Annotated in this window: 9 protein-coding genes; 3 read left to right on the top strand and 6 right to left on the bottom strand. The window is 71.2% G+C overall.

The window, feature by feature from the left end:
• Positions 1-44: 44 nt before the first annotated feature.
• The 6 genes from A6P39_RS18690 to A6P39_RS18665 form a co-directional block, all read right to left on the bottom strand.
• Positions 45-1388, bottom strand: a complete 1344-nt coding sequence (locus A6P39_RS18690) for a M48 family metalloprotease (protein ID WP_067045383.1) — start codon at positions 1386-1388, stop codon at positions 45-47.
• 46 nt (positions 1389-1434) lie between these two features.
• Entirely contained in the window at positions 1435-1962 is a 528-nt protein-coding gene (locus tag A6P39_RS18685) for a Pycsar system effector family protein (RefSeq protein WP_067045380.1), read from the bottom strand.
• The gene (locus A6P39_RS18680) at positions 1959-3524 is read right to left on the bottom strand and encodes a hypothetical protein (protein ID WP_067045377.1); all 1566 of its coding nucleotides are present in this window, start codon (positions 3522-3524) and stop codon (positions 1959-1961) included. Before A6P39_RS18680 ends, A6P39_RS18685 begins: the two co-directional genes overlap by 4 nt.
• Before the next feature lie 19 nt (positions 3525-3543).
• Entirely contained in the window at positions 3544-5805 is a 2262-nt protein-coding gene (locus tag A6P39_RS18675; protein ID WP_067045374.1) for a hypothetical protein, read from the bottom strand.
• Positions 5802-6686, bottom strand: coding sequence for a hypothetical protein (locus A6P39_RS18670; protein ID WP_067045371.1), 885 nt, complete (start codon positions 6684-6686; stop codon positions 5802-5804). Before A6P39_RS18670 ends, A6P39_RS18675 begins: the two co-directional genes overlap by 4 nt.
• Positions 6687-6924: 238 nt before the next feature.
• On the bottom strand, positions 6925-7764 hold the full coding sequence (locus tag A6P39_RS18665) for a Crp/Fnr family transcriptional regulator (RefSeq protein ID WP_079133350.1): 840 nt from the start codon (positions 7762-7764) through the stop codon (positions 6925-6927).
• 452 nt (positions 7765-8216) lie between these two features.
• Between A6P39_RS18665 and rpsL the strand changes: the two genes are divergently transcribed.
• Genes rpsL through fusA form a run of 3 tightly spaced genes read left to right on the top strand, consistent with a single transcriptional unit; the run spans position 8217 to position 11227 of the window.
• A complete protein-coding gene (rpsL, locus tag A6P39_RS18660) occupies positions 8217-8588 on the top strand; it encodes a 30S ribosomal protein S12 (protein WP_003948652.1) in 372 nt (123 codons plus the stop codon).
• Between the two features lie 2 nt (positions 8589-8590).
• Positions 8591-9061, top strand: a complete 471-nt coding sequence (gene rpsG / locus A6P39_RS18655) for a 30S ribosomal protein S7 (protein WP_003998848.1) — start codon at positions 8591-8593, stop codon at positions 9059-9061.
• Between the two features lie 39 nt (positions 9062-9100).
• Positions 9101-11227, top strand: a complete 2127-nt coding sequence (gene fusA / locus A6P39_RS18650; protein ID WP_067045368.1) for an elongation factor G — start codon at positions 9101-9103, stop codon at positions 11225-11227.
• Positions 11228-11313: the final 86 nt, after the last annotated feature.

Genomic DNA, 11313 nt, shown 5'->3' with positions numbered 1-11313 from the left:
AAGGGCGGCCACTCCGACTGCGGGGTGGCCGCCCTTCGGCGTGTTCAGAGGCTCTGCGGTGCCGGGCCCTGTGCCGGTCCCTGCGGCTGGAGATAGGGCTGGAGATGGTGCAGCCGCGTGTAGTGGTCCGGGTGCGAGGAGAGCAGCTTGGCCAGCGCGCTCTCCTCGACGGGCCGTCCGCCGTTCTGGGCGGCCTGCTGGGCCCGCTGCCACTGTTCCTGCTGGTGCAGCTTGTCGAGTACGGCAGCCAGCATGGGGGCGAAGCCGAGTACGGCGGCATGTTCGTCGGCCCGCAGCTCGGAGCGGCGGCCCACGGCGGCCAAGGCGTAGGGCACCGCCAGGATCAGCAGCGGCAGGCCGTAGAACGTGGTGATCGTGGCCAGCGCGACCGCGCCCACGAAGATCACCAGGGTGCCGACGCCGACGCAGCCGAAGGCACGCGAGACCTTGAACATGACGCCGGAGGACGCCTTCAGCACGCGCCAGGCCACCCGGCCGGGCAGGGCGTACCAGTAGCCGAGCAGCGAGGACCAGGCGTGGCCGCCGACATGGTGGCCCAGCTCGTGCGCCATGACGGCGGCCAGCTCGCCGTTGGGCAGCCCGTTCATGGCGAACCGGGTGACACCGACGATGTGGCCGGCGGCCGCGACCGCGTTCAGGGCGTCGCTGTCCTCCACCCACAGCTCGTAGGTGCGGCCCTCGATCCCGGCGCGGGCCGTGACCTCGCGCCAGACCGGCTCGAGTTTGGCGCGTTCTTGCGCAGTGGGGTAGCGCAGCCGTAGCACATGGCGCGCGAGGGCGCTTTCGGTGGGCCGGTGGAACACGAGTGCGCCGCTGGCGAGCCAGGCGAGTACGACGACGATGCCCAGGCCGCCGAAGAACAGCGAGACCAGGGAGACGACCAGGAGGCTGCACAGGAAGTTGGGCACGTGCAGCAGCAGGTTCCCGACGGCCGTGGCGTCCGTCCGGCGCTGGTCGCTGGAGAGGAAGACCCGGCCCCGGTCGGTGTCGATGTGATGCGGATGCTGGGCGGGGGCCGGGGGCAGGGCGGCCGGAGCCTGCGGGTACTGGGGCGCCGCTTGCGGGTTCTGCGGGTTCTGCGGGTTCTGCGGGTTCTGCGGGTTCTGCGGGTACTGAGGCGGTGGCGGCGGTTGCGTCTGCGGGTACTGGGGTGCCGCCTGCGGGTACGGGGGCGGTGTCTGCGGGTACTGGGGTGCTGCCTGCGGGTACTGCGGTGCCGTCCCGGGGTACGGGGGTGCGGCGGGCTGTGGGGGCTGCGGGTACGGCGGGGGTGTGTGCGGGCGCGGCCCCGGCGGTCGCGGGCAGGGGTCGGGCCGGTGGGCGGGTGGCTCGGGCAAGTCGGGCGGTGTCGGCGGCGGTTGGGTCATGGTGGTCGTTCGTTCCTTCACGTGGGGACGGCTGCCGGCGGGCTGGTCAGCCGATCAGCAGGGATGCGGGGAGCAGGACCGTGCCGGCGCAGAAGGCGATGAGCCCGGTGCGGATCCACTGGTGCTTGCGTGCGGCGATCCGGCTGTTCTCGGTGAGGGCGCGGGTCAGCCCGGCCGTGGAACGGCGCTGGGTGTCGGCGAGGGCGGAGTCCAACTCGCCGCTGCGGACGGCCTGTTGGATGTCGCCGAAGTACGACAGCGGTTCCCCGGCCGTCCAGGTGCCCAGCCGGTAGCGCGGCAGTACGGCGAGCAGCAGGGCGAACAGCGAGAGCAGCAGCGACAGGGCCCCGGCCCACCACACGACGGCACCGGCCCCGGAGAGCGCGGACGGGGACCAGTTCCGCCCCGCGAGCAGAGCGCTGAACACGCCCGCGGTCATACCGAGCGCGGCGACCAGGACGGAGGCCTTGTTGTCGGCATGGGCGATCTCGCCGCGTGTCTCCGCGAGCAGCCGCTCGCAGAGCTGTGCGGCGGCTGCGCGGTCACCGGGGGCATCCGGGGCGGTGCTGGTCATGGGGCGTTCCTGTCGCTGTCGTTCTCGGCGGGCGCGGTCGGCGGCTTCGTGTCCTCCGGCTCCGCCGTGGCCCGCGGATCCGGCGCCGTCGGCGTCGTGCCGTACCCCGGGGGCGGCTGCCAGGCCGGGGGCGGCGGGGTGTGGGCGGGCGGGGCAGGCGGGGGCGGAAAGCCGGGGGTGGCGTACGGCCCGGGCATTCCCGGCGGCGGTGCGAAGGGGGCGGCCGACGGGGCGGGCGGGGCGGCAGGAGGGGCCGGCGGCGGTGGGCTCGCGGGCATCGGGGGAAGCGGAGCGGCGGGGGCCTGCGCCTGGGCGCCCGGCGCCGGCGACGCCCCTGCCAGCTCTTGCGTTCCTTGCGGTGACTGCGACTGCGAATGTGGCTGTGGCTGTGGAGTCGGCACCGGCTGTGCCGGCGGGCCGTATCCGGTCCCCTCGGGCAGCAGGGGCGGGTTCTGCGGGACGCCCGGGAGGCGCTGGTTGAGGATGTCGCTGACCGTGCGCAGGGCCAGCTGCTTGGGGCCCTCCAGCTCGTAGCTCTCGGCCGTGTCGCCGCTCAGCAGCTGCTTCACCAGGTCCATCTGGGCCTGGATCATGCGGAGTTGGTCTTCGCGCATGCTGGACATCACCAGCCGGGAGTCCTCGGGGTGCTGGGCGAGATGGAGGGCCCAGGAGTGCACACCGCCCTGCTGGAGGTGGTACTGGTAGAACTCGATCTTCTGGGCCTCGATCCGCTGCAACTCGATGTCCTGCCGCCCCTGTTGGAGGGCCAGCTCGTGCTGCTGCCCGCTCGCGAGCATGGCCTGTTCGTGCTGCCAGCGCTGCTGCTGCAGGAGCAGCTCCTGCTGCTGCGTGCCGTACGCGACGGCCCGCTCGATCTGCAGGGAGTCCTGGTTCCGCAGCCGGCGGTCCATCTCGATGTCGACCTCGGTGCCCCGCTGGGCCGCGCGGACCTGTTCGGCGGCGGAGTGGTCGATGGCCCGCAGCCGCTGCTGGTGCTCGATGTCGGCCTGGTCGCGCCTGAGCCGCAGGGTCCAGGTGACCTGGAGTCCCGCGGTCGCCCCGAGCGGCCCGAGCACGGTCACCGCCTGGAGCAGTTCCTGTTCGGCGGAAGCGCTCTGCGCGACCGGGAAGCGCCGGGTCACCGGCCGGGCCGCCTGCTGGAGTTCGCCGAGCACCAGCGCGGGCACGTCCCGGTGCCCGCTCGACACGAACCGGGCCGGGTCCAGCACCTGCCAGGACAGATCGACCTCGGCGGTGAACTCGAAGGCGTCGTTGTCGCTCGGCAGCGCGAGGGTCGAGGTGTACGGGTGGACCCCCATGTCCACCTCGTAGACGGCGGAGTAGCGCTTGGCCGTGATCTCGGCGCGGGTCGGCCGGTGCGGCGGCAGATAGGCCTCGTAGGTGCCCTTCGGGGTGGAGAAGACGAGCGCGTGGTCGATGCGGACCAGGGATCGGAAGTTGAACTCGAAGCGCGACAGCTGCCGCACGGTGAGCACCGGGTCGACCAGCTGGGTGTGCCGGTCGGCGGGCTGCTGCCACTCGGGTTGCCGGAAGGAGGGCATGGTCTCTCGTCCTGGGTTCTCAGAAGTCGGAAAGTACGGTCAGCAGTTGGGCCGCGACCCGGGGCGGGGGAGTGCCGTCCTCGCCCGGCATGGTGCGCAGCAGATGACTCAGCCGCTGGTGCTCGGTGGTCGTGGTGGCGAGCGTGGGCAGCAGCGCGGCCAGGGCCCACTCGACGGCCGTCGACCGGTCGGCGATCAGCACCCACTCGCGCAGGACCTGCAGCGCCTGCTGGGTGGTGCGCGGATCGGCCAGGGCGGCCCGCCACAGGAACGGCACGCCCTGTGCGGCGGGCCCGCCGTCGGCGGCCGCGCGGGCGAACCAGCCGAGGACGAGCGGATGGCCGTACCGCTCGTCGCCCTCGGTGTGCCGGCACGCGCGGACGAAGCCTTCCAGCGTCATGACGCGTACGGCACGGTCGTCGTCGAGGTGGGCGCGCAGTTCGGCGAGGACCTGGTCGCTCGCCGCCGAGAGCAGCAACAGCTCGACGGCCTCGGCCAGTTCCCGCTCCAGTTCGCCGTCGGCCGTGAGCGTCTCCTCGTGGTGGCCGCGTACGGCGCCGCGCAGCGCGGCAAGGGCCTGCTCCGGGCGCTCCGCACCGATCAGCGCGTACGCCCGTACGGCCACCCAGCGCAGCCTCGGGTCGTCGCCGTCGCACCAGGTGTCGAGGATGCGCGGGATGTTGGGCGTGCCGACCATGTGGGACAGGGCGAGCGCGTTGACCGCGACCAGTCGCTGCCGGTACCGCTTGGAGGCGCCCCACGGCTCGATGACCAGCGCCATCGCGGACGGCAGATCGGTGCGCGCGAGGACGGCCACGGTGGAGGCGGCCCGGGTGCGCACCAGCGGGCGGCCGTCGTCGGCGAGCCGGCGCAGCCAGGCGATCAGCGCGGGCCGGGCGGAGGGGTGGCCGGTCCACACCTCGCGCAGCAGCACCAGGGAGGCGCGCTCGTCACGGAACGCGGCCTTCTGCTGGTCCACCGGGCCCCACTCGGTGTGTTCGGGCTCCCAGTACATCTCCGCGCGGGCCAGCTGCAGCCGTTTGCCGACGTGTGTGCCGAAGACGGGGACCTCGGGGACGCGGGCCCGGTTCTCGGTCTCCTGCAGGAAGCGGTAGAGCAGGTCGCTCAGCTCGGCGGTGAGCGCGTACGGCCCGCCGTCGAAGGCGGCGAGGGCGACGAGGAAGGCCTTGTCCCGCAGGTGGAGTTCGGACTCCTGGGCCTCGAACCACTCCTGGACCTGGTTCTCCAGCGACACCAGCGAGAACTGTCCTACGGCGTCCTCGGCGACCTCTCCGGCCGCGTGCCGGGCGAGCAGCCGGGCGAACTCGGCGACCTCGCGCGGCTGGTGGCTGCGCCCCAGGAACTCCGCCACCTGCGGCAGACCGAGCAACTTGCCGGCCGTCTCCTCGTCGGTGCGGGCGCGCAGCTGGACGGCGAGCACGTCGGCGGCGCCCGGCGGGTGCCACTCCTCGGCGGTCACGTCATCGAGCGCGGCGCCGGGATCGAGGGTGACGACCAGGTAGGCGTCCTGCTCGGCGAGGCGCGCCCGGGCGGCGAGCAGATGGGTCCAGCGCAGCGGCTGGTCGCGGCGCGGGGCGAGGTCGCACAGCACATGGCCGCGGGCCCTGCCCCTGCCCTGCGTGCCCTGCCCGCCGTGCGTGTCTTGCGCGCCGTGCGTGCTGTGCATGACTTGTGCGCCTTGCTCGCCGCCGAGCCGGTCGGCGAGGCTGTCGACGGCGGTGTCGCCGGCCAGGGTGCGCACCGGCAGGGCGCCGAGACGGCGCAGCAGCATCAGGGCGGCCGTGCGCCGGCCGGTGAAGCGGCCCCCGGACAGCACCAGGACCCGGTCGTCGCGCAGCCGGCGCAGCAGCCGGGACATCAGCTGTTCGTCGGCCGCGAAGCCGCGCTCCAGTTCCTCCAGGGTGGCCTCGGGCACCTCGCCGGTGGCCGGGGCGGCGGTGCCGGGCACGGCGAGCTGGTAGACCTCCGTCTTGCCGCCGAGGATGACGTCGCCGGTGAAGTGGCCGCCGCTGATGCCGCCGTGCTGGTCGCCGCCGAGCAGGCCGCCGCTGAAGCGGGCCCGGGCGCCGACGTTCATGGTGCGCGGACTGTGGTCGACCAGGTCGCGCCGTGCCGACCAGGCGTTCTGCGGCTGGTCCCGCTCCTCGGACTCGTCCGGGTCCGCAGCGCCGTCCGAAGGCCTGGGCTCGTCCGCGGCGGCCGGCTCGTCCGCCGGTGCGCCGTCCGCGCGGGGCGGGGCCTGCGCCTCGGGCGTGCTCACGCGCCCTCACCCCGCCCGCGTGCGTCGCGTTCGCCGCGGGCGTCGCCCTCACCGAAGACGACGTCCCCGTTGAAGCAGCCGCCGCTGATCCCGCCGAACTGGCTGCCACCGAGCAGGCCGCCGGAGAACGTGCCGCCCTGGATGTTGATGACCGGGCCCGGCGCCGGGGCTCCCCCTGATCCGTCCGGCGCCGGGCCGTTCTGCGCGGGGGTGCCCGGTGCGGGCTGCCGCGGTGCCGGGCGGTCCCCCGAACCGCCCGGCACCTCCCCCGTCTCACCGTGGTCCTGCTGCCCGTGCCGGTCCGGACCGACGGGCAGCGGTCCGTGCAGCCAGGCCGTCAGCGGGCCGTTCTTGCTGTCCACCGTCATCGGCCGGAAGTCGGCCGCGGGAACGCCCGGGTGGTCGTGGCGCACCACACCGGCGTACAGGGCGTCCGAGACGCACAGCGCGAAGTCGTCGGGCCGCTCGCGCAGGGCCTGGCGCAGCAGGGCGGCGTCGAGCAGCCGGCAGGCGTGGTTCAGATCGGAGCCGACCCAGCCGTCGTGCTCGTCCACGGCGACGTAGCCGCTGGCGACGACACCGCGCAGCCGGATCTGGGCGGAGCGGGACGCCATGCGGTTGACGGCGCGCAGTTCCGCCGGGACCTCCGCGAGCAGGACGCGCAGCAGCGCGGTGACCGAGGCGTTGGCGTCGATCAGCTCCATCACCGCGTCCCCGCGGTCGGCGCGCAGCCGCAGGGTCTCGTCGATGCCGGCGCGCTCCAGCGTGCGGTCGGTGATGTCGTAGAGCATGCGCCGCAGATAGGCCTGTTCCACGTCGTCTCGATCGCTGAACCTCTCGATGTCCAGCAGCAGGATCGTGCGGCTCACGGGGTCGGTCATGGTCGCCTCTCGGATGGTTCCGTCGTGCTGAGCAGCAGAGTGGCGGCACGGCGGCGGCAACCGTGAGGGCGGATGACGCAGTCGAAGTGTGACCGTGTGCACAGAGTGAACCCGGGGACCGCAGTCACCCTTCGGGCGGCATGCTCGCTGCTGTCGCTCCCTGGGCGCAGACCTTGTCCGCGCTCTGTCACTCCTGCCGCACGCCTGCCGCACCCCTGTCGCGGCCCTGGCCGGCCCGTCACGCCTCCTCGGGTGCCCTCGGCGGTGAGGGGATGCCCGGTGCGCCCTGGGCCGGGGGCAGGGGGGATGCCGGTGGTGCGCCCGGGGCCGGCAGCGCGCCGGTCCCCGGTGTGCCCAGGGCGGAGGCCGCGCCAGCTATCTGGCGCAGTACGTCGGGGCGGTGGATCAGCATGGCCCGGCGGCCCGTGGTGACCGCCTGCTTGTCGCGCAGCTCCCTCAGCAGTCGCTGCACCATCTCGCGGGAGGCCCCCACCGAGCCCGCCAGCTCCTGCTTGCTCAGCGGGACGGAGACCTCGATGCCCTCCTCGGTGCGCCGGCCGTGCGTGCGGGCCAGGTCCAGCAGCAGGACGGCGAGCCGCTCGCGCACGTTCATGGAGGCGAACTCCAGGCGGCGCCGGTCGGCCGCGCGGGTGCGGTCGGCGGTGAGGCCGAGCAGGGCGAAGGAGGCGGCGGGGGAGCGGCGCAGGAAGTCCCGGAAGCGCTCGTGCTCCACGGCCAGCGAGCGCACCGGCTCCAGCGCGGTCACCGTGGCCGAGCGCGGCCGTCCGGTCAGCGCCGACGACTCGCCGACGATGTCACCGGGGCCGCGCAGCGCGAGCAGCGCCTCGTAGCCGTTGGCCGCCGCCGCGGTCACCTTGGTCCAGCCCTGCACCAGAAAGAGCACGTGCGAGGACGGCTCGTGCTGGTGGATCAGCACCGTGCGCGCGGTGAAGGTCAGCTCCCGGCCGAGGGCCAGCAGCGCCGCCCGGTCCTCCGCCTCCAGCCGGGCCAGGAAGGGCACCCGGTCGTCCAGGCCCCCGTCGTCCCGTGCGGACGCGGTCGTCCACGTGCTCGCCATGCCGGCCCCCCGAATGTTCACCCGCAGCGGACGGATCAACGTACTGAAAGCGCACCGGGCGCATCCCCGGCAAGAGCGAAAATCGGCCAGAAGTGGCCGAAGGTTCCTTCCGGCCCTGCGACCAGGCCTGACGCCCTGCCGTACGGCCCGGACGGCAGGGGCGGGACAACTCGGACGAAACCTGGCTTACGAGGTGAGAAGTCCGGCGTGTCGGGGGCCGCTCCATTTGTTTTGACCGAAGTCCGTGAGGTAGGTACGCTCAGACCTTGTGCCTGGGGTGTGCCCTGGCTCTCGTGCGTGCCTTCAACCGCATGGCGAGCCGTGTTATGGCCACCGTAATCTGCGCTCTTTTGCCTTGCGGCAAGGTCTGCGGGATTCGACACACCCGACCGCGTGGGTCGGCGATGTTCCGGGTTAGCTGTACTCATCGGCACACAGAAACCGGAGAAGTAGTGCCTACGATCCAGCAGCTGGTCCGCAAGGGCCGGCAGGACAAGGTCGAGAAGAACAAGACGCCCGCACTCGAGGGTTCCCCTCAGCGTCGTGGCGTCTGCACGCGTGTGTTCACGACCACCCCGAAGAAGCCGAACTCGGCCCTGCGTAAGGTCGCGCGTGTGCGTCTGACCAGCGGCATCGAGGTCACTGCTTACATTCCGGGTGAGGGACACAACCTGCAGGAGCACTCCATCGTGCTCGTGCGCGGCGGCCGTGTGAAGGACCTGCCGGGTGTTCGCTACAAGATCATCCGTGGCTCCCTCGACACCCAGGGTGTCAAGAACCGCAAGCAGGCCCGCAGCCGTTACGGCGCCAAGAAGGAGAAGTAAGAATGCCTCGTAAGGGCCCCGCCCCGAAGCGCCCGGTCATCATCGACCCGGTCTACGGTTCTCCTCTGGTGACCTCCCTGATCAACAAGGTGCTGCTGAACGGCAAGCGCTCCACCGCCGAGCGCATCGTCTACGGCGCCATGGAGGGCCTGCGCGAGAAGACCGGCAACGACCCGGTCATCACGCTGAAGCGCGCTCTCGAGAACATCAAGCCGACCCTCGAGGTCAAGTCCCGCCGTGTCGGTGGCGCCACCTACCAGGTCCCGGTCGAGGTCAAGCCCGGCCGTGCCAACACCCTGGCGCTGCGCTGGCTGGTCGGTTACTCCCGCGCCCGTCGCGAGAAGACCATGACCGAGCGTCTGCTCAACGAGCTTCTCGACGCTTCGAACGGCCTCGGTGCGGCCGTCAAGAAGCGCGAGGACACGCACAAGATGGCCGAGTCCAACAAGGCCTTCGCGCACTACCGCTGGTAGTCGCTACCCCATCGAGAACCGAGAGAAGACTGAAGCCTTATGGCTACCACTTCACTTGACCTGGCCAAGGTCCGCAACATCGGGATCATGGCCCACATCGACGCGGGCAAGACGACCACCACCGAGCGGATCCTGTTCTACACCGGTGTGTCGTACAAGATCGGTGAGGTCCACGACGGCGCTGCCACCATGGACTGGATGGAGCAGGAGCAGGAGCGTGGCATCACGATCACCTCTGCTGCCACCACCTGTCACTGGCCGCTGGAGAACGTCGACCACACCATCAACATCATCGACACCCCGGGGCACGTCGACTTCACCGTCGAGGTGGAGCGCTCCCTGCGCGTGCTCGACGGTGCCGTGACGGTGTTCGACGGCGTCGCCGGTGTCGAGCCCCAGTCCGAGACGGTGTGGCGTCAGGCGGACCGCTACGGCGTTCCCCGCATCTGCTTCGTGAACAAGCTCGACCGCACGGGCGCGGAGTTCCACCGCTGCGTCGACATGATCGTCGACCGCCTGGGCGCGCAGCCGATCGTCATGCAGCTCCCGATCGGTGCCGAGGCCGACTTCAAGGGCGTCGTGGACCTGGTCCGCATGAAGGCCCTGGTCTGGTCCGCCGAGGCCACCAAGGGCGAGATGTACGACGTCGTCGACATCCCGGACACGCACACCGAGGCTGCCGAGGAGTGGCGCGGCAAGCTGGTCGAGGCCGTCGCCGAGAACGACGAAGAGATCATGGAGCTGTTCCTGGAGGGCCAGGAGCCCACCGAGGAGCAGCTGTACGCCGCGATCCGTCGTATCACCATCGCCTCGGGCAAGGGCACCGGCACCACCATCACCCCGGTGTTCTGCGGTACCGCGTTCAAGAACAAGGGCGTCCAGCCCCTGCTCGACGCGGTCGTGCGCTACCTGCCCTCCCCCGTCGACATCGAGGCCATCGAGGGCCACGCGGTCAATGACGCGGACGAGGTCATCAAGCGCAAGCCGTCCGACGACGAGCCGCTGTCCGCGCTGGCGTTCAAGATCATGAGCGACCCGCACCTCGGCAAGCTCACCTTCGTCCGGGTCTACTCGGGCCGCCTGGAGTCCGGCACCTCGGTGCTGAACTCCGTCAAGGGCAAGAAGGAGCGCATCGGCAAGATCTACCGCATGCACGCCAACAAGCGTGAGGAGATCGAGTCGGTGGGCGCCGGCGACATCGTCGCCGTCATGGGCCTGAAGCAGACCACCACCGGTGAGACGCTGTCCGACGACAAGAACCCGGTCATCCTGGAGTCCATGGACTTCCCGGCGCCGGTCATCCAGGTCGCCATCGAGCCCAAGTCGAAGGGTGACCAGGAGAAGCTGGGCGTCGCGATCCAGCGCCTGGCCGAGGAGGACCCGTCCTTCCAGGTCCACTCGGACGAGGAGACCGGCCAGACCATCATCGGTGGTATGGGCGAGCTGCACCTCGAGGTGCTGGTCGACCGTATGCGCCGTGAGTTCAAGGTCGAGGCCAACGTCGGCAAGCCCCAGGTGGCCTACCGCGAGACGATCCGCAAGGCCGTCGAGCGCGTCGACTACACCCACAAGAAGCAGACCGGTGGTACCGGTCAGTTCGCGAAGGTGCAGATCGGCATCGAGCCGCTCGAGGGTGGCGACACCTCGTACGAGTTCGTGAACAAGGTGACCGGTGGTCGCATCCCGAAGGAGTACATCCCTTCGGTCGACGCCGGTGCGCAGGAGGCCATGCAGTTCGGCATCCTCGCCGGTTACGAGATGACCGGTGTCCGCGTGATCCTGCACGACGGTGCCTACCACGAGGTCGACTCCTCCGAGCTGGCCTTCAAGATCGCCGGTTCGCAGGCCTTCAAGGAGGCCGCGCGCAAGGCTTCGCCCGTGCTGCTCGAGCCGATGATGGCCGTCGAGGTCACCACGCCCGAGGACTACATGGGTGAGGTCATCGGCGACATCAACTCCCGCCGTGGCCAGATCCAGGCCATGGAGGAGCGGGCCGGTGCCCGCGTCGTGAAGGGCCTCGTGCCCCTCTCGGAGATGTTCGGTTACGTCGGCGACCTGCGCAGCAAGACGTCCGGCCGTGCGAGCTACTCCATGCAGTTCGACTCCTACGCCGAGGTTCCGCGGAACGTCGCCGAGGAGATCATCGCGAAGGCCAAGGGCGAGTAACGCACCGCGTTCACACGCCGTAGGCTTGACTCCGGAGCCTCCCGGGGCATTCCCCCGCAAACGCGGACGGAATGCCCCCGGGTTCC

It is taken from the genome of Streptomyces sp. FXJ1.172, from assembly GCF_001636945.3.
Classification (GTDB): Bacteria; Actinomycetota; Actinomycetes; order Streptomycetales; family Streptomycetaceae; genus Streptomyces.
Note: the sequence above shows the minus strand (reverse complement) of the source record. Positions and strands in the feature narration are given on the sequence as shown.